General features: G+C 59.0%; 15 protein-coding genes. 9 read left to right on the top strand and 6 right to left on the bottom strand.

The features are described 5' to 3' along the window. Positions 1-183 precede the first annotated feature (183 nt). Positions 184-2,604, top strand: a complete 2,421-nt coding sequence (locus DK391_RS25575; RefSeq protein ID WP_239482950.1) for a transglycosylase domain-containing protein — start codon at positions 184-186, stop codon at positions 2,602-2,604. A 131-nt stretch (positions 2,605-2,735) separates the two neighbouring features. On the opposite strand, the gene DK391_RS25570 is transcribed toward DK391_RS25575, so the two are convergent. Both DK391_RS25570 and DK391_RS25565 read right to left on the bottom strand, forming a co-directional pair. Beyond that, a complete protein-coding gene (locus tag DK391_RS25570; RefSeq protein ID WP_109480794.1) occupies positions 2,736-3,827 on the bottom strand; it encodes a porin in 1,092 nt (363 codons plus the stop codon). A gap of 136 nt (positions 3,828-3,963) precedes the next feature. Continuing rightward, complete coding sequence (locus tag DK391_RS25565) at positions 3,964-5,424, bottom strand: carboxylesterase family protein (protein ID WP_109480793.1); 1,461 nt, start codon at positions 5,422-5,424, stop codon at positions 3,964-3,966. 243 nt (positions 5,425-5,667) lie between these two features. Here DK391_RS25565 and DK391_RS25560 point away from each other — a divergent pair, with 243 nt between their 5' ends. Beyond that, a complete protein-coding gene (locus DK391_RS25560) occupies positions 5,668-6,588 on the top strand; it encodes a LysR substrate-binding domain-containing protein (RefSeq protein WP_109480792.1) in 921 nt (306 codons plus the stop codon). 19 nt (positions 6,589-6,607) lie between these two features. Here DK391_RS25560 and DK391_RS25555 read toward each other — a convergent pair whose 3' ends face one another. Further along, a complete protein-coding gene (locus DK391_RS25555) occupies positions 6,608-7,387 on the bottom strand; it encodes a methyltransferase domain-containing protein (RefSeq protein WP_109480791.1) in 780 nt (259 codons plus the stop codon). Between the two features lie 713 nt (positions 7,388-8,100). Between DK391_RS25555 and DK391_RS25550 the strand changes: the two genes are divergently transcribed. Then, positions 8,101-9,198, top strand: a complete 1,098-nt coding sequence (locus DK391_RS25550) for a hypothetical protein (RefSeq protein ID WP_109480790.1) — start codon at positions 8,101-8,103, stop codon at positions 9,196-9,198. Positions 9,199-9,271: 73 nt separating this feature from the next. Here the strand turns inward: DK391_RS25550 and DK391_RS25545 are convergent, their stop codons facing one another. Next, positions 9,272-10,171: a DUF72 domain-containing protein gene (locus DK391_RS25545; RefSeq protein WP_109480828.1), complete on the bottom strand. Its 900-nt coding sequence runs from the start codon at positions 10,169-10,171 to the stop codon at positions 9,272-9,274. A 361-nt stretch (positions 10,172-10,532) separates the two neighbouring features. Between DK391_RS25545 and DK391_RS25540 the strand changes: the two genes are divergently transcribed. From DK391_RS25540 to DK391_RS25525, 4 genes are all read left to right on the top strand, one after another. Then, positions 10,533-10,841: a hypothetical protein gene (locus DK391_RS25540; RefSeq protein ID WP_109480789.1), complete on the top strand. Its 309-nt coding sequence runs from the start codon at positions 10,533-10,535 to the stop codon at positions 10,839-10,841. A gap of 258 nt (positions 10,842-11,099) precedes the next feature. Next, entirely contained in the window at positions 11,100-12,752 is a 1,653-nt protein-coding gene (locus DK391_RS25535; RefSeq protein WP_109480788.1) for an acyl-CoA synthetase, read from the top strand. Between the two features lie 331 nt (positions 12,753-13,083). Beyond that, positions 13,084-13,338 carry an H-NS family nucleoid-associated regulatory protein gene (locus DK391_RS25530; protein ID WP_109480787.1) on the top strand — a complete coding sequence of 85 codons (255 nt, stop codon included), beginning with the start codon at positions 13,084-13,086 and terminating at the stop codon, positions 13,336-13,338. Between the two features lie 115 nt (positions 13,339-13,453). Then, positions 13,454-14,239: a class II aldolase/adducin family protein gene (locus DK391_RS25525; RefSeq protein ID WP_109480786.1), complete on the top strand. Its 786-nt coding sequence runs from the start codon at positions 13,454-13,456 to the stop codon at positions 14,237-14,239. 181 nt (positions 14,240-14,420) lie between these two features. Here the strand turns inward: DK391_RS25525 and pcaG are convergent, their stop codons facing one another. Together pcaG and pcaH are read right to left on the bottom strand one after the other, a co-directional pair. After that, positions 14,421-15,011, bottom strand: coding sequence for a protocatechuate 3,4-dioxygenase subunit alpha (gene pcaG / locus DK391_RS25520; protein ID WP_109480785.1), 591 nt, complete (start codon positions 15,009-15,011; stop codon positions 14,421-14,423). 2 nt (positions 15,012-15,013) lie between these two features. Further along, positions 15,014-15,718: a protocatechuate 3,4-dioxygenase subunit beta gene (gene pcaH / locus DK391_RS25515; RefSeq protein WP_109480784.1), complete on the bottom strand. Its 705-nt coding sequence runs from the start codon at positions 15,716-15,718 to the stop codon at positions 15,014-15,016. 108 nt (positions 15,719-15,826) lie between these two features. Between pcaH and pcaQ the strand changes: the two genes are divergently transcribed. Both pcaQ and DK391_RS25505 read left to right on the top strand, forming a co-directional pair. Next, complete coding sequence (gene pcaQ / locus DK391_RS25510) at positions 15,827-16,870, top strand: pca operon transcription factor PcaQ (RefSeq protein ID WP_239482948.1); 1,044 nt, start codon at positions 15,827-15,829, stop codon at positions 16,868-16,870. A gap of 126 nt (positions 16,871-16,996) precedes the next feature. Then, positions 16,997-18,118 (top strand): VOC family protein, encoded by a 1,122-nt coding sequence (locus DK391_RS25505; protein WP_109480783.1) that lies wholly within the window; start codon positions 16,997-16,999, stop codon positions 18,116-18,118. Positions 18,119-18,263 lie beyond the last annotated feature (145 nt).

The raw sequence follows: 18,263 nt of genomic DNA, 5'->3' as shown, positions 1-18,263 counted from the left end.
TCCGGCCGATGTCTTTTCCAGCACCGCATCGCGCTGCCAATTCTTGCAAAACGCCTGGACGTTCGCGCTGTTTTGGTAGGATGCAGCCTTTTCAGCCGATGGTGCGTTAGCGTGGGACGGTCGATACTGTCGTTTCTCCGGGAAATATCCGTCTGGGCGTGGGCCCTTGCCAAACCTCTCCTGATGCGTGTGGTGCAACGTTTGCGCCATCCGACATGGCGCGGCGTGGGTTTGACAATTGCCGCCATTCCCGCACTCGTCGTGCTCTATGTGCTGATCCTGATTCCGTTCACGCCCGGCATCGGCGATATTCGCAAGGCAAAGATCGAGCAGCCCGCGCAGATCTATTCCGCCGATGGCAAACTGCTCGCCGAGTTCAAGCCGACCAACCGCGTGTGGATGAGGCTCTCCGACATCTCCCCGCATGTCGTCGATGCCCTGATTACCACCGAAGATCACCGTTTCTACGAACATCACGGCATCGACTTTCGACGCACGGCGGGTGCAGCACTGCATACGTTCTCCGGCGACCGCCAGGGCGGCTCGACCATCACGCAGCAGCTCGCGCGCAATCTCTATCCTGACGACATCGGCCGCGCGCCGACGCTTACGCGCAAGATCAAGGAAGCGATCACCGCCTTCAAGATCGAAGCCGTCTATACAAAGAGCGAGATTCTCGAAACGTATCTGAATACGGTGCCATTCCTGTACAACGCGTACGGCATCGAAATGGCGGCGCGCACCTATTTCGACAAGTCCGCCGACAACCTCACCGTGCTCGAAAGCGCGACGCTGATCGGCATGCTGAAGGGCAACAGCTACTACAACCCGGTGATCAATCCCGAGCGTGCACTGGACCGGCGCAATATCGTGCTGGGTCAGATGGTGAAGTATGGCCGGCTGACCCAGGTGCAATTCAATTCGCTCAAAGGGCGGCCGCTGCGCGTCGATTTCGAGCGTCAGATGGAGGCGCCCGGTCCTGCGCCACATTTCGCGCAGCAATTGAAGAAGTGGTTGATCGCATGGGCTGACGCGAACGACTACAACATCTATTCCGATGGGCTCGTCGTGCGCACGACCATCGATTCGCGTCTGCAGACCATGGCGACCCAGGCGTTGACCTTCCAGGGCAACCGGCTGCAATCGATCGCTAACGCAGCGTGGAATGCGCGCGGCACGTGCACGGGCCATAAAGATGTGTTCGACGCGTTCATCCGTGAGACGCCGGAATATCACAGCGCGAAAGACTCAGGCATGAGCGATGACGATGCGCTCAAGCATCTGTCGGCGGATCGCACGTTCATGAAGGCCCTGTGCGACAGCAAGACGCGCGTGCAGGCCGCCTTCATCGCGATGGACCCGCGTACGGGCGAGATCAAGGCATGGGTGGGCAGCCGCGACTTCACGCAGGATCAGTACGATCACGTTTCGCAGGCGCGCCGTCAGCCGGGTTCGACGTTCAAGCCGTTCGTGTACGGCGCGGCCTTCGAGCAAGGCGCGAAGCCCGACGATACGTATCCTGATCAGGCCGTCGAAATTCCGCTGGCAGGCGGCGAAATCTGGCGTCCAAGCGACGAAGACGCGCCGAGCGGCCGACCCATCACATTGCGCGACGGTCTCGCGTATTCGCGCAACCGCATTACAGCGCAACTGATGGAATCGGTCGGTCCTGCGAAGGTGGCGCGGCTCGCGCGCGCAATGGGTGTGCGCGACAGCCAGCTCGACGCGGTGCCGTCTTTGGCATTGGGCACGAGCCCAGTCACGCTGAAGGAAATGGTGTCGGCGTACGGCACGATTGCCAATGAAGGCGCGTATGTCGCGCCGATGATGGTCACGCGCATCGAAGATCGCAAGGGCGAAGTACTTGCCGAATTCCAGCCGTCGCGCGCCGATCGTGTGATGCCGCTCGCGAGCGCGCAGACCTTGATCGACGTGATGCGCTCGGTCGTCAACAAGGGCACGGGTTCGGCAATTCGCACGCGCTTCGGCATTCGCGCCGATGTCGCGGGCAAGACGGGGACGACGCAGGACAACGCGGACGGCTGGTTCATCCTGATGAATCCGCAGCTTGTTGCGGGCGCATGGGTTGGCTTCAACGATAGCCGCGTGACGCTGCGCAGCGATTACTGGGGGCAGGGCGCGCATAGCGCGTTGCCGATCGTCGGAGATTTTTTCCAGCGCTCGCTGCGCTCACGTTTGATCGATCCGCGTGCGAAGTTTGCTGAAGAGCCGCCGCCTGGAATCTTCGATACCTTCCGCATGAAACTGCATGCGTGGATGCAGTATCTGTTTTCCTCTTCGTCATCCGCGAAGACGGAGACGACTGCGCCTGCGGCACGGCCGAAACCTCGTCCGGCGCCCGCTGCGCCTGTGGTGCAGAATGCGTCGCCTGTGGTCGAGGCTTCTGCGCCGACGGATATCGAGCCGCCGCAGATCATCTCGCCTGCTGCATCCCAGCCGCCTATTTTGCCGTCGCCGGGTGAAGCGAGTGGGGCGGTGGCGGCTTCTGGCGCGGCTGCTGGTGTGAACGGCGCTGCGCAGGCGCCTGCGTTTGCGTCGACGCCTGCTGCAAGCCCTGCCAGCGCAGCGGTGTCGCAGCCTTAAGCCAACGATTGCCTTCGACGCGACGTGGGGGAATGTCGTGTTTAACGGCGCCCAATTCACGAAAATGGTTTTTTCAGGTTTGCAGAGAGCAAGCTGACGGTCGCAAAGACCGCCACTTCGATTGACGCAGCTCAGAACTTTTGCTGCAGACCTGCCATCACGCCAAGCTGATTCATACCTGTTCCCACAGTGCCGCCAGCGGCAACTGCGTTGGCTGCCTGTGCGCTGTTGAACATATATCCAACCGATGTGTACACCATCGTTCGCTTCGAAAGCAGATAGTTCGCGCGTCCGATGAGTAGCGTCGAGTTCGCATCCTTCTTACCATCCGATCCGCGCTGCAGGAAGCGGACGCCTTGCCCATCGAAGAACAGCGCCGGTGTAGCGTAGTACGTCGCTCCTGCGAAGAAGATATCGGTCTGCAGATGCGTTGCCGTTGCCAGATTGTTTCTGATCCAGCCAAAGCCGATCTTTGTCGAACCCAACACTACATAGCCGTCCACGATGTTATGTGTATCGGTGTAGTTGCTGCTGTTGAGAGGCTGTGTGGCGCCCGGCCCGCCACGCAGCACATCGTAAGACGCTGCGACGCCGAAGATCGCCGAGTCATAAGCCAGCAGCGCGGTATATTGCCGGCATGCAAGCATGTTGCCTGGTACTTGCCCCGGACAATTGGTCGCCCCTGGGCCTGCCGGACCCGCAGCATCCCGTCCGAAACTGTACGTGCCGCCAATCGTGAAGCCGCGGAATTTCCCCATATAGCCAATTGCGTTGTCGCTGCGCGCGTTCGGAAGATACGAATCGAAGACGCTGAGCGAATGTATCGACGGGCCGATCACGTCAGCGTTGAACAACGCATACATCGTCATGCCCATTTGCCGGCCGAGCGTAATGGCACCGTAGTCACTGCTGATTCCGACATTGGACTGAATGCCGAAAAGACGGCCACCGTAATTTAGCAAGCCATTGCTGGGTTGAAAGCCGTTTTCCAGCACGAAGAACGTTTTAAAGCCGTTACCGAGATCTTCGCTGCCTTTCAGACCCCATCGGGACGGCAGCCGTCCCGTCAGTGAAGCCATGCCGACTGACGTTCCCCCGTTTGCAGTAGCGTGGTTGTAATACGATATTCCCGTGTCGACGATCCCATATAGCGTAACGCTGCTCTGGCTGTGGGCGAGCTGCGTCGCAGCGACGAGCAATGCCGCGCTCCATCTCATCTTCATGACGAACTTGTCTCCGTGACTTGCGGGACGATGCCTGATTGATTGAATTCTTCTTTTCGGCTTCGCATGAAGCGCCAGGCACAGCACCCAATTCGACTGGTGGTGATGCTTTGTCTCTTTCGATACCTATCGGCCTTTACGCTTCTGATTCCGCGTCGCTCGTCGCGACATGGATCAGATCGGCGAAATGCATCGTCAGCCGTTGCGTGCTGTCGAATGTTGGCCAGCACGGCAAGTCATCTCCGTTCGGATTTCCCGACTCGACGAAATTGAGGACATACTCCTGAATGCGTGTCGACAGACCGCGAGCCGCTGTCATGTCGAGTCCGTCCAGCATGGGTGCCTCGACCCATTTTTCGAAGTTGCCGAACAGGAATGGCAATTCGAAGCAGTGACATGCACCAACTGCATCCTGAGGTGATGGATAGTCGAACTGATAAGCAAACACGCTACTTCCCGCTGCCTGCATCTTCTTTGCAAACTCAACCGAAGGTAGCCTGATGAGCTTGTCCGAACCCAGATCGACGAGTGCCGTATAAGGTCGACCGTCGATGCGACGCTTGAGCGCCCGTTCATAACGTTGCTTGCCGGATTCGCCAAATTCGTCGATGTATTTATTCAACGCCTGTTCTTCTGTCGCTTCGAGTAGCGCGGCGTTGCTGGCAAAGAAACTGCCTGATTCTTCTCGCGTCCAGCCGATCATGAGCGGCTTGCCCGCGAAGCGATCCTTCGCCTGAGCGCCTGGATTGGCGGGAACATCAGCGTCACACACGGAGCGGAACAACACCGGCACCTCTGCATACACGCTTTGCGCGCGCAACATCGCAGACTGCAGTTCCAGAATGCGTTCGACAGGCATCGTTAGCAATGCTTCGCCGGATGGATCGATCTCCGCCATCTGGCAGAACTGCCCTGCGAGCGTCTGCGCGGCGTCCGGTTCGAGTGGCAAAACACCGGGATAGCTGAGCATGATGCCCGCTTTGACCAGTCCACTCGTCGATTCCATTGCCGCCAGCAATTGCGTGAACCACGCGCCCGCAGACTGCCCAGCGAGAACAATGGAATCCGGGTCGCCGCCGAAGTTCGCGATGTTCGACTTGACCCAACGCAGTGCCATTTCCAGATCACGGACGGCCAGGTTTCCGGGCGAGAGTCCCTTCATGTAGAGATTGCCGAGCAGGCCTAGCCGATAGTTCACGGTCACGACGACGGCCCGCCCTGTCCTGGCGAGTTCGTCGCCAAAGTAGCATTGAAGCGCGCCTCCACCTGTCAAGAATCCGCCGCCGTGAATCCAGAAAATGACAGGCAGTTTTCCTGATAGCGTGGGCGTGAAGACATTCACGCGAAAGGCGTCCTCCGACATTTCCGCCCCTCGGCACGTCGGCCCCATCACAAAGTCGAGCCGGCTCGGCAACTGCGGAAAGATCGGCCCGGGGCGCGTGCAATCGCGCTCGCCATCCCACGCGGGCGCAGCAACTGCCGCGCGAAATCGACCTGCGTCGCTGGCATAAGGAATATCGAAGAAGGTATGGACGCCGTCGTCCAGATTTCCTTTGAGGATGCCTTGCGCGCAACGCGTAAAGGTTGTCATGTTCATTGTTGTCGACTCGTTGAGGGTTTCCAGAAATCAGTATTACGATTACGCGCTATGGAGGCTCAGCGCTTCCTGCAACGCGTTTTCTTCACGCTGCACCTCGCTCTGCCTGTTTTTCCCGATACTCACGGTTCTTCAAGCCAGGTATGGTGTGCCGTGTCGGGATCGATGTTCGCGTAGGTGCTGTGGAAACAAAACGGAAAGTTTCGACGTCCCCCCTTGAACAAATTTCATGTGCTAACGACCATGACTTCACTACAGCAGCGCCTGAAGCTTCGTCACGTTTCTGTCGTGCTGGAAATCGCGCGGTGCGGAAGTTTGCAGAAGGCAGCGGAGACACTCATGGTGAGTCAATCCGCGATATCGAAGGCGTTGGCGGAAGTGGAGTCGATCGCAGAAGCGCAGCTGTTCGAACGGACTCCGTCAGGCATGCGCCCGACTATCTACGGCGAAGCGCTCGTGCGTCATGGCCATTTGATCGCCAGCGACGTGCAGCGTGCTGAAGCGGAACTCGACGCCTTGCGTATCGGCGAGATCGGAACTTTGTCGATTGGGGTTTTTTTTCCACTCAACTGGTGGGACGTGCTTGCCGATAGCGTGGTGGAATTCCGGTCGCAGTCGCCGAAGATTCGCCTGGCCGTGCGCGAGGATTCAATGGAGACGCTTCTTGAACTGCTCGATCACGATCTGCTCGATATCGTCATCGGACGCCTTGCGAGCGGCTATGGCAGCGACCATTACTCACAACAGCTGCTTCGTGAAGATCATCCAGTTTTCGTCGCCAGGCAGGGACATCCGCTGACGCAGAAGCCGGTCACGCTGGAAGATCTCCTGGGCTTCACCTGGGTCTTGCCTGAACAACCTAATATCATCAGGCAGCAACTGGAGTTTGCCGTGCGCGATATGGGCTTGCGCTTTGGCGCGGAAGTCATTTCATCGCAGGTTTCACCGTTGACGTTCAGGCTCGCGAGCGGAAGCGATACGCTTGTGCTTGCGTCACAGTGCATTGTGGAAGAATTGCACGCGTTGTATCGACTGCAACCGGTTCTCTGCGACTTGCCGCTTCATCTCGGCCCGCTTGTCGCCGTTACGCGCAGCGACAAGGCGCTTGGCAAGGCTGCCACTGCGTTTCTGGATCAACTAACAGGTGCGATCAGCGCGCGTTGACGTGTTGCGTTATCGAGCGTCAAGCGGCGCGCCTGCGTCCCCATACGGCAATATTGGCGCCGCCGAAAGCCCAGAGATCTGGCGATTTCAGCAACTGCAGCGCCTCTTCGAGCAGGGGCTGCGCCAACGCGGACGACGCGATCATCTGATCGCGCATCTGCACGGCAGTCAGTTCAAAGAACTCCGCCGCTGGCGAACCGCCCTGTATCACGGGAAACTCGCCTTCACCGCCAACCTGCTCCAGTCCCATTGCCGCCACGATCTCGGGAAGGATGCGAGCCCAGAAGCAGTCACGACCTGACGCTTTTACGACGGTGTTGACGAGGGCCACCATAAATTCGCGAAACAACGCGGACGATGATGCATGCACTGGGAAGAAGTCGACTTCCTCCAGCAACAGCCATCCGGAAGGGCGAAGTGCGCCGATCATCCGGTGAATCGCGCGTTCGGGTTCGCGCAGATGGTGGAGTATCCATCGTGCGTGGACGAAATCGAATGCCGAATCTGGAAGCTCGGAGTTGAGGATGTCATGTTGCTGGACCTCGAGGTTCGGAAGATGAATCTGATCGAGCAATGTGGTGTTGATGTCGGTTGCCGCTACGCTGCCGGTTTGCCCCACCTGCTCGCAAAGCCATTTTGCAATCGATCCGCTACCTGCCGCGACCTCAAGACAACGCGCCCCTTGACCGACGCCAAGCATATTGAAGCGGCGCTGGGTCATCGGATCGAGCATCTGTTCCAGCAATGCCAGACGGCGATTGGCATGCTTCCAGGAGTTATCCAATGCGTAGTTAGACATGAGTACCTCGCACGTCGTATAGCAGTGTGATGCAAGCTCTTGGGCGCGACCATACTGGCCCGACTCCGAAGATAATTTATTGTAGGCCAGCGATGAATCATGCGAGACGGCATTTGCTTCTGGCCTTTTTGTACATTCCGATTATTTAGTGCTTCAACGCCTTGATCGATTCAGCGAGATTCGAGAACGAGAATAGATCGTGCGCCTCAGAGACAACGAGATCTTATTAAGCCTTTGATAACACGTTCGCTTCCGACTGTAGCGTTTCATTACCGTAGTGCTTTCGGGCTTGCAGTGGATCACGATGACGTCGTGCTTGCGGGCGGCTTGCATTTATATGCATTCCGTCTATGCTGAATCGTGTCGTGACTCAGCCCACGATCAATAACGAAAAACGTGGTTGCGTCAGACACACTTTCGGGAAGGCAGCAGCCTTTTCGAATTTCAATAGCGCGAAGCCAGATCAGGCGCGGCTACTTATTGTCTTTTATTTTTATTGTTGGAGCGTGTGCTCCTGCGATGTAGTTGTGTGCGCCTCAACTTAATGAAATTTCAGGCGTCAGAGTTTTCTTCTCCTAATGCCGCAGTTATCTCGTTGCAATCAAAGCTACATAAATGAGTATGTGAGTCGTGTTCGAGTTTTATGCTAATGGACCATCTCGCGCGCACGCTCGGAGCCGAACCAAAGACGTATAACCCGATGGAGACAGGCGATGACTTCAGAAAGGTATTCACGCATCGACGAAGAACGACGCGCAAGGTGTACGCGGGATCTGACCAGAGCGATGCTAGCGGGCATCGCTATTGTGATCAGTGTTGTTCTGACGGTTCCAGTTGCCCGGGCAGATGACATTTTCATCGGCGACGCTGGCGATAACACCGTCAAGCGGGTTGACGCAACAACAGGTGCATATCGAGGGACATTCGCCGTGCAGCAGGGTCTCAACGGTCCGGTCGGAATGATTTTTACCGATGGAGAACTGTTGGTCGTCAATCAGAACAAGTCGGAGGGGATTAACCAGCCCAACGGAGAAGTTTTCCGCTTTGACGAAAGAACGGGACTGTTCCTTGGCAAGCTCTTTTCTTCAACAGACCGTGGTGCAGCATTCGCACCGCAAGGGATAGTTCTCGGAGACGAAGACGATAAGTTCTACGTTGCAGATCTAGGCGTTCGCGATGATGACTGCGTCAATCAGGGTGACATCAAGGTGTACAGCCATCGGGGCGCCTTCCTTGGTAATCTGGACCGGCGAGGTTTCAAGCCAGCATTCTATCCACGCGGTGTTGTCTTTGGACCCGACGGATTGTTGTATGTGTCGGCCAGAGGTTGTCCTCTGAACGCTGGTGACTCGCAAATTGCCTACGTCCTGCGCTTCAACCCGCACTCGAGAAAGTTTGTTGATGTGTTCGCATCCGACGCGACCGTCGCCGGTTTCCATCGGCCAGAAGGCCTGGTGTTCGACGACAGAGGTAATCTTTGGATTACGAGCTTCCGGGATAACACCAAAGACGGCGACGTAGACAGGATCCTGAAACTGGACGGAAGAACCGGCCGGCTTCTCGACTCGCTGCCGCTTTGGACAGCGGGACATCCCAGAGCTTTCGCGCAGACGATCCTGTTCGGTCCAGACGGCAAACTTTTTGTTCCTATTTTTGGTGATGCGGATGAAACGACCGGCCAGCTTCGACGCTGCGATACGAAAACAAAGCATTGCGTCAATCTGGTGGAAGCAGGGGGACCGCTCCAGATGCCTTTGTTCGTGATTTTTCGCCGCAGCGACCCTTCGACATTGCGCTATCGAGGACGATAGATAGTGCGGACCACACGATGGTTAAAGCGCGCAAGGCACTTCCGGCGGCAGGACGACTGCATTAACGCGACTTCTATGCAAACCGCTCCTGCTGCAAAATCCTGATCATCGAATGTGCATTTCGTTGCGCCGCATCTTCAAAGCAGTTGTTGAAGATCACATGTGTCCGGCCAGCGCGTTTTGCAATCTCTCGCACAGGCACCGCGATTTCCTCCAGTTCCTGCTCCGTATAGTCGTAATTGAAGCGTCCCGCCGCTGTCGTGCTGCCGCTCCAGGTTTCTGCATTGCGCCCATGCAGCCGCACGATCGCCAGTTCCGGCGACGTCGCTTCCCACACGGTATGCGCACGGTTCGACACGCCTTCGGGCGCATCCATGATCACATGCACGAGACCATGCTCGCGTTCGAACGCGAGCGTCGATTCGCGGTGCCGCTCGTCGAGCCAGCTGGCATTGCGAAATTCGAATGCGGTCAGATACGGCGTCATCCGGTCCGCGCAGTGCCGCACGTGCGCGACATCGCGCGGCGCACTCGAAATCCACGGCGCGAACTGGAACAGCACTGCGCCGAGTTTGCCGCTGAGACGCAGCGGTTCGAGTGCCTCGAAAAAGCGCCGCCACATTTCATCGACGATATCGGGCGGCACGTCGCGGTAGTAGAGATTGCGTTTATCGTTTTGTGGCAACAGCGGCTGGATATCCGATGGGAAAAACTTGCGCTCCGTCTGATGCCCGGTAAATAGCCGGAACGCCTTCACATTGAACGTAAAGTGCTGCGGCGTGCGCTCGGCCCATAGCGTGCTGGTGGCGGCATTGGGCATCGCGTAGTACGACGCGTCCACTTCAACCATTGGAAACTGGCTCGAATAGAAGCGCAGGCGCGCCTCGGCGCTCGTGCAGCCCTTCGGGTAGAAGCGGCCGGACTTGATGAGCGTGGCGTCCGTCCATGACGCCGTCCCGACTTCGATCGACATGGTGTGTCTTCCGTGCAGGTCATTGCGGCCATCGTACTGCATGTGCGCTTGCGCGATAGGCAGACGCTTATGCAGCACAGATCTCCCGGTGCGGCGCGCCGCATTGGTGCAAACCCGCGTTCAGAACAATTTGCGCACGACCGTTATACAAACTGGAAGCCATTCGAAGATGCAGTCATTCCGTGCACTGAGGCTGTCACGCGGCGGTCGGCGCCGCAGAGTACATCCGGGCAGTAGCCGTGACACGGGACGTTTGCCTTCGAATGGGTCCATTCCGCACGAAAGCCACGGTGACGCGTGCGTGCTTCGTCTGGCCAGACATAAGTGCTACGATGCCTGGGTGACGACGATGGAGGTGGAAATGGCAACCTATGCTATCGATGCCGTACGCATTAACCCTACGACTGACCGCGTCACCCACGTCCGTTGGGCTCTCGTCAATCCAAAAACCAATGAATGGCTGTCGCCGCATGAAATCGTCGAAGTCGCGGACGTCGTGACGGCGATCCACGCCGGCAACGCCGTATGGTCGCTCTTCACGCTGGGCGGCATGAATCTGCTGGGCCCCAAGATCAAAACGGTTGCACACACCGATGGCCACGACGGCATCGATACCGACGTGCCGGACGGCCACGTCGAAAAATTCATCGACGATTTACCACGCGTCTGAGTCCTTCGGCGCCTGATGCAAACAGGGCGCCAGCCTGATTCCGTTTTGCCTGACTTAGCCGCGTTCTGGCGCGGCTAATGCGCGTGCCGCTTCGCATTGCGGCTTTGCACAAACGCCGCGTTCCGGCACTACATTCCCATACGGCGCCCAATACCCTACGATGCGTATTGGGCTGATGCCGTTCAGATCAAATCGCGGTATCCATTTCCAGAAAATAATTGAATCGACGCACACGCACGCTGCGCAGGAGACACAGCCATGACGCATATGTATGACGCGGGACTCGAACGCCGCGAGGCCAACCATGTTCCGTTGACGCCCATCGATTTCATCGCGCGTGCCGGCGAGGTCTACGGCGACCGGCTCGCCGTCGTGCATGGCGACATACGCCGCACATGGCGCGAAACCTATGAGCGCACACGGCGGCTCGCGAGCGCGCTGCAACGCGCCGGCATCGCGCGCGGCGATACCGTCGCTGCGCTGCTGCCCAATATTCCGCCGATGATCGAAGCGCATTTCGGCGTGCCGATGGCGGGCGCAGTGCTTAACACGCTGAATACACGGCTCGATATCGCATCGATTCTCTACATGCTGCGACATGGGGAGGCGAAGGCGCTGATCGTCGATAGCGAATATGGCGAGCTGGCGCTGCGCGCGGCGCGCGAGTTGCCGCAACTGCGCATCATCAGCGTCAGCGATGCGATGCCTGCCGAGCCGCATCATTTTCCGAACGCGACCGATTACGAAGCGTTCCTGCAGGAAGGCGATCCGCAATTCATGTGGACGCCGCCCGCCGACGAGTGGGACGCGATCGCCCTCAACTACACTTCGGGCACGACGGGTGAGCCGAAGGGCGTGGTCTACCATCATCGCGGTGCGTATCTGAATGCGCTGAGCAATATCCTCGAGTGGGATATGCCGAAGCATGCCGTGTATCTATGGACCTTGCCGCTTTTTCACTGCAATGGCTGGTGTTTTCCATGGACGGTTGCGGCGCGTGCGGGCGTCAACGTATGTCTGCGCAAATTCGATCCGAAGCTTGTATTCGAGCTGATTCGCCGCGAGCGCATTACGCACTATTGCGGCGCACCGATCGTGCAAAGCGCGCTGGCGAATGCGCCTGCCGAATGGCGCGAAGGCATCGGGCATCGCGTGTCGACGATGGTGGCCGGCGCGGCGCCGTCGCCGGCGGTGATCGCGCGCATGAAGTCGATTGGTTTCGACCTGACGCACGTGTATGGACTCACCGAGGTGTACGGCCCGGCATCCGTGTGCGCGAAGCAGGACGCCTGGGACGCACTCGACGATGACGAACGGGCGCGGCTCAACGCGCGCCAGGGCGTGCGTTATCACCTGCAGGCGGCCGTCGACGTGCGCGATCCGGATACGCTCGAAGCCGTGCCGCGCGACGGCGAAACCATCGGCGAACTCATGTTTCGCGGCAATATCTGCATGAAGGGCTATCTGAAGAACGAACGCGCGACGCTGGCCGCATTCCGCGGCGGCTGGTTTCACACGGGCGATCTCGGCGTCATCACGGAAGATGGCTATGTGCGCATCAAGGACCGCAGCAAGGACATCATCATTTCGGGCGGTGAGAACATTTCGAGCATCGAGATCGAAGATGCGCTGTACCGCCATCCTGCAGTTTCTGTGGCCGCGGTGGTGGCGATGCCGGATGCGAAATGGGGTGAAGTGCGTTGCGCATTCGTCGAACTGAAAGAGGGCGCGGAGGCGAGCGCCGATGAAATCATCGCGCATTGCCGGCAATTGCTCGCTGCATTCAAATTGCCTAAAGCAGTCTTCTTCGGCGAATTACCAAAAACATCGACGGGTAAGATCCAGAAATTCGAATTGCGCGCGCGCGTGAAGTCGTCGAGCGCGATCGATCAGGAGCAGCAAAAAACCTAGCATGCTTACGATGTGCCTGTCGCAAACGTAGAGCCAGTGCCGCTTTCCGCACATATCAGAGCACGGCCTCTGACGCGCGAACGCGGCAATGGATGCTAGAATCAAAGGAAATCAGGGAAGCGACCTTGGTTCTCAAAGTTCATGGCGATATTCCAGTACGCATCGTACGGGTTTTCGCCACCATTCAATCTGTCGAATCGCGCTGACATCTTCCGTCGGCAGAACCGGGTGGGTTCGTATTTAGGCTTCGCTGCAAGTGCGAAGCCTTTAATCTATTTAACGCGCGCTAATTGGCCGCGTAATTCGCAATTCGATACGATATCGACACGTTATGAAAGAGCGAGAGGAACATCGGACGCTCGACCTCGACGGTCAAGCGCGTGAGCGGCTGATCATGTGGATCCGCCGCCGTATGGAGGAATTCGGCATTACGCTGGAAGCGCTCGAAGAAGCGCTGATCGCCGACGCCGCCATGCCGAAGTACCGCGACGCTTTCGGGCACGAATGGGACGGCACGGGCGATCGTCCGGACTGGCTCACGCGTGCGATCAACGCCGGTCAGGATATCGAGCACTTCCGCGTCTGAGTGCTGGAATCGCGGGCGTTTTCACTAACGTCAGTCGTCGCTGCAAGTCGCTTTAACGATTTCATTCCGGCTTTCCATTCAGGCGCAGTGCGACGCTTTTCATGGAGTTTCCGCCATGTCCGGCACGACCTCACTACAGGTTGAATACAGCAGCGAAGAATGGACTACGCGTTGCGAGCTTGCCGCGTTGTATCGGCTGGCCGCGCATTTCCGCATGACCGATCTGATCGACACGCATATCACCGCGCGCGTGCCCGGTCCCGAACATCACTTCCTGATCAACCGCTATGGCGTGCTCTTTCACGAGATGCGTGCGTCGGATCTTGTGAAGATCGACCGCGATGGGCGCGTCGTCGAGGCGGCCGATAAAGTCGCGGCCGATCCGAAACGTTATCGGGTGAATGCGGCGGGCTTTACGATCCATTCCGCCGTGCATACCGCGCGTCCCGATCTGCGCTTCGTGATTCATACGCATACCTCGGCGGGTTCGGCCGTGTCGGCGCAAAAGCAGGGCTTGTTGCCTATCAGCCAGCACGCGTTGAAGTTCTATGGCGTGCTCGCGTATCACGACTATGAAGGCATTGCGCTCGATCTTGGCGAACGTGAACGGCTGGTTGCCGATCTGGGATCGTGCAACGCGATGATCCTGCGCAATCATGGTCTGCTCGCGGGCGGCAAGTCGGCGGCGACGGCGTTTCAGGAGATCTATTTTCTCGAGCGTGCGTGCCAGATTCAGATCGATGCGCTAGCGGGCAATGCGGAGTTGACGCTGCCGCCCGAACACGTGCGCAAGCTCACGGCCAGCCAGTTTGCGCGCGATGATGAAGAGGGCATTGCGGAACTGGCGTGGGAAGCGGCGTTGCGGCTGATCGATAATCCGGTTTCGGATTACCGCAGTTAATCAGGCACGGCATGCGCGCACGACGAAAAAAAGCCCGCATCAAAGCGGGCATCTAAAACTGCTCGGAGTTTCGTGCGCGATTGGACTCGCGCACAACGAATCTTAGCGATCATTTATGAACAGGCGATGAACCTTGCATCAAATGCATTCAGGGTTCTGTAGCCGTGCATCGCATCACAGATCACAGATCGAAGAACACCGTTTCGTTCGCGCCTTGCATGCGGATGTCGAAGCGATAGACCGCCTTGCCACCTTGCGACTCACGCTTTGCAACCAGCGTCGCACGGCGTTCGGCGGGCACGCTTGCCAGCACTGGGTCTTTCTCGTTGGCAGCCGCTTCGTCGTCGAAATAGACGCGTGTGAACGTATGCAGCAGCATGCCGCGCATCGTCACGATCACGTTCAGATGCGGCGCTTCATCGGGCGATGCGCGGCCCGGCTTCACGGTTTCGATGATGAAACGCTTCTGCGGGTCCGTGCCCGTGCCGAAGCGCGCAAAACCACGAAAGCCCGTCTTCGCGACTTCTTCACGCGATGCCGGATAGCGGCCTTCGCTGTCCACCTGCTGTACTTCGATCATCGCGTCGCCGATCACCGCGCCGTCGCCGTCGAACACCTGGCCGACCAGCGTGATGTGCTCGCCTGCCGCTTCGCGGTCCGCGAGAACGTTCGTGAAGAGGCTCTTCAGGTCGAAGTTGTACTGCTCGGGGCACAGGCCATAGGCGAAGTACGGTCCGACGGTCTGCGAAGGGGTTTGCTTAAGCGTCGTCATGATCAGCGCTCCATCGGGGTTTCGTTCGGGCCGCGCAGCACGATGTCGAATTCATAGCCGAGCGCGTAGTTTTCTTGCGTGACATCGAGCGTAAAGCGCGAGACCAGACGGTCGCGGGCGCCTTCCGGCGTGCCCTGGAAGATCGGGTCGTACTGCAGCAGCGGATCGCCGGGGAAGTACATCTGCGTGACCAGACGCGAGCCGAAATAGTCGCCGAACAGCGAGAAGTGGATGTGGTTCGGGCGCCATGCGTTCGGGTGATTGCCCCAGGGATAGGCACCCGGCTTGATCGTCATGAAGCGATAACGGCCTTCGTTGTCGGTCAGGCAACGGCCTGCGCCGAGGAAGTTCGGATCGAGCGGCGCGTCGTGCTGGTCGTTCTTGTGCACGTAGCGGCCAGCGGCGTTCGCCTGCCACACTTCGACGAGCGTATTGCGCACCGGGCGGCCGCCTTCGTCGAGCACGCGGCCCGTGACGATGATGCGCTCGCCGAGCGGTTCGCCATTGCGTGCCGCGTTGCGCGTCAGGTCGTTATCGAGCGCGCCGAGATCTTCCGCGCCGTACACGGGCACGCGCTGGTCGCGCAGGCGTTCCTTCAGCGGAATCAGCGGACGCGTCGGGCCGCGCTTGACGGACGAACCATACGGCGAGTGGACGTAGGCGGGATGCGAAGGGAAGTCGCGCGGACTCAGAATGGAATCGTCCATCAGATGTCTCCTTGGGGGATTCGTTTTGGCTAGTGGATGACGTGACTTTATAGAAGCCAAGAAGTTATGCAAAATGACGTTTTTTCCCATCTCGTATAACGAACCGTTATGCAACGCAGCCTCGCGGACAGTCGCGTCAAATTCCGGCACCTGCAATGCTTTCTTGCCGTCGCGCAGTTCGGCGGCGTGCAGAAGGCGGCCGAGAGCCTGTCGATCACGCAGCCGGCCGTGTCGAAAACGGTGGCCGAGCTGGAGGAGATTCTCGGTGTGCGCCTGTTCGAGCGCGGCAGGCATGGCGCGGTGCCGACGCGCGAAGGACAGCTTTTCATGCCACACGCGAGCGCCTGCGTGAGCGCGCTGCGGCAGGGCGTCGATCTGCTCGCGCGGGCCGAAGGCGAGGCCGCCGCGACGCTCGATATCGGCGTGCTGCCGACTGTTGCCACCTCGCTGGTGCCGCCTGTGATGCGCCAGTTCGCCGAGCAATGGCCGAACGCGATCGTGCGGCTGAAGACGGGATCGAACACCGAGTTGCTGGAGCAGTTGAAAGCGGGCGCAATCGAATTCGCCGTCGGCAGGCTGGCCGATCCCGAGCGCATGGTCGGACTCACATTCGAACAGTTGTATAGCGAACCGCTGATTGCCGTGGTCCGTACCGGACACGTGCTGGCGTCGGGCGCGTTATCGTCGGCGACGCGGCTGCTGGAGTTTCCTGTCGTGGTGCCGCCGTATGGGACGTTGATCCGGCAATCGGCGGAAAGCCTGTTGCGCGCGTGGGCCGTGCCGCCGCTGTCGTCGTTCGTCGAGGTGCTGTCGGTGTCGGTGGGGCGCGCGCTCGCGCTGGAAAACGATGCGGTCTGGTTCGTGCCGCGCAGCGCCATCGAATTCGAACTGGCGCATGGCTTGCTGGTCCCAATACCATTGCCCGTCGCGGGTACGGAAGAACCCGTCGGCCTGATTCTGCGCTCGGATACCCAGCCGACCCCCGTCGGCCGCACGCTCATCGATGCCGTGCGCAAGGTGGCGCGCGAGCGGCTCGCACGCGACGTGCAGGCGCGCGGCGAAGAGGGGCAGGGTCGGCCGCCCGCACAGCGCCGTGCGAAGCCGCAAGCCAGCAAGGCTGCCGTAACGTCGCGCAAGAAAGCCCGTCTTTGAACTGATTAGTACAAAATCGAGGTTGCACGGAAGGCGCTGTGCGGTGTAAAACACGGTGCGCGGCGCCCTGATCAGACGGGATGATCCGCCTGCAACGACGAACCCGCACGATTCATGGAGATGCACATGCCCAGCGACCTGCCGACCCCTACCGACGCGCTCCAGGCCGTCGCGGACCCGGAGCACAATCCGCTCGGCACGGCCGGCATCGAATTTGTCGAATTTGCCGCGCGCCATCCACAGATTCTCGCCGATACCTTCGTGAAGCTCGGCTTCAAGCCGATAGCGCGTCACATCAGCAAGGACGTGACGCTGTTCCGCCAGGCCGACATGAATTTTCTGCTCAATGCCGAGCCGGATTCGTTCGCCGAGCGTTATGCGGAGGAATATGGCGTGGGCATCTGCGCGATCGGCATTCGCGTTGCGGATGCGCAGCGTGCTTATGATCGCGCAACCGAACTGGGCGCGTGGTCGTTCGAAGGCGAGCGCGTGGGCAAGGGCGAACTGACGATTCCCGCGATTCAGGGCATTGGCGATTCACACATCTATTTCGTCGACCGCTGGCGGGGACGTGGCGGCCAGCAGGGCGGCCTCGGCGACATCTCGATCTTCGACATCGACTTTCGTCCCATCGAGCCAAGCACGGCGCAAGCGGATCTGAGCCATGCGGGCACGGGCCTGATTGCCGTCGATCATCTGACGCAAACGGTCGGTGCGGGGCGCATGCAGGAGTGGATCGATTTTTATCGCGAGTTGCTCAACTTCCGCGAGATTCACGAGTTGCATGCGAACTGGCATGTGTCGGCGGAGTCGCGGGTGATGGTGTCGCCGTGTGGTGCGATCCGGATTCCGTTGTATGAGGAAGGCACGCGGCGTACCAGTTTGATGCATGAGTATCTGCCTGATCATCCGGGTGAAGGTGTGCAGCACATCGCGCTGGCTACTGACGATATTTTTGGCTGCGTCGAGCAGTTGCTGGCGAATGGTATTGAACTGGTTGAGCCGCCGCTTGCTTATTATGATCAGATCGATGCGCGGTTACCGGGGCATGGATTGGATATCGAGCGGCTGAAACGCGGCAGGATTCTTGTTGATGGCGAGATCGGGGCTGATGGTGTGCCGCTGCTGTTTTTTCAGACTTTCGTGCGGCGGCGTGAAGGGGAGATCTTCTTCGAGATCGTGCAGAGGAAGGGGCATCATGGGTTTGGGGAAGGGAATTTGGGTGCGCTGGCGCAGGCTAGAGGGTGATTGAGGGGCGTTGTTGTGGAGGGTTTGGGTTTTGCTTTTGTTGGCATCCGCGTTTTCGTGTCGGTCCGCATGCGTCGCCCCTGTGCGGGGCAGCACCTACTTTTCTTTGCCGCGGCAAAGAAAAGTAGGCAAAAGAAAGCCGCTG

The sequence above is a fragment of the Paraburkholderia sp. C35 genome (genome assembly GCF_003121405.1).
In the GTDB taxonomy this organism is placed as follows: Bacteria; Pseudomonadota; Gammaproteobacteria; order Burkholderiales; family Burkholderiaceae; genus Paraburkholderia.
The sequence above is the reverse complement of the archived record's forward strand: the minus strand, read 5'-3'. Positions and strand labels throughout refer to the sequence as shown.

Excerpts from the sequence above, each read along its gene's own strand:
- DK391_RS25575 (WP_239482950.1), top strand. The coding sequence starts at position 184 with ATGCGTGTGGTGCAACGTTTGCGCCATCCGACATGGCGCGGCGTGGGT.
- DK391_RS25570 (WP_109480794.1), bottom strand. The coding sequence starts at position 3,827 with ATGAAGATGAGATGGAGCGCGGCATTGCTCGTCGCTGCGACGCAGCTC.
- DK391_RS25565 (WP_109480793.1), bottom strand. The coding sequence starts at position 5,424 with ATGAACATGACAACCTTTACGCGTTGCGCGCAAGGCATCCTCAAAGGA.
- DK391_RS25560 (WP_109480792.1), top strand. The coding sequence starts at position 5,668 with ATGACTTCACTACAGCAGCGCCTGAAGCTTCGTCACGTTTCTGTCGTG.
- DK391_RS25555 (WP_109480791.1), bottom strand. The coding sequence starts at position 7,387 with ATGTCTAACTACGCATTGGATAACTCCTGGAAGCATGCCAATCGCCGT.
- DK391_RS25550 (WP_109480790.1), top strand. The coding sequence starts at position 8,101 with ATGACTTCAGAAAGGTATTCACGCATCGACGAAGAACGACGCGCAAGG.
- DK391_RS25545 (WP_109480828.1), bottom strand. The coding sequence starts at position 10,171 with ATGTCGATCGAAGTCGGGACGGCGTCATGGACGGACGCCACGCTCATC.
- DK391_RS25540 (WP_109480789.1), top strand. The coding sequence starts at position 10,533 with ATGGCAACCTATGCTATCGATGCCGTACGCATTAACCCTACGACTGAC.
- DK391_RS25535 (WP_109480788.1), top strand. The coding sequence starts at position 11,100 with ATGACGCATATGTATGACGCGGGACTCGAACGCCGCGAGGCCAACCAT.
- DK391_RS25530 (WP_109480787.1), top strand. The coding sequence starts at position 13,084 with ATGAAAGAGCGAGAGGAACATCGGACGCTCGACCTCGACGGTCAAGCG.
- DK391_RS25525 (WP_109480786.1), top strand. The coding sequence starts at position 13,454 with ATGTCCGGCACGACCTCACTACAGGTTGAATACAGCAGCGAAGAATGG.
- pcaG (WP_109480785.1), bottom strand. The coding sequence starts at position 15,011 with ATGACGACGCTTAAGCAAACCCCTTCGCAGACCGTCGGACCGTACTTC.
- pcaH (WP_109480784.1), bottom strand. The coding sequence starts at position 15,718 with ATGGACGATTCCATTCTGAGTCCGCGCGACTTCCCTTCGCATCCCGCC.
- pcaQ (WP_239482948.1), top strand. The coding sequence starts at position 15,827 with ATGCAACGCAGCCTCGCGGACAGTCGCGTCAAATTCCGGCACCTGCAA.
- DK391_RS25505 (WP_109480783.1), top strand. The coding sequence starts at position 16,997 with ATGCCCAGCGACCTGCCGACCCCTACCGACGCGCTCCAGGCCGTCGCG.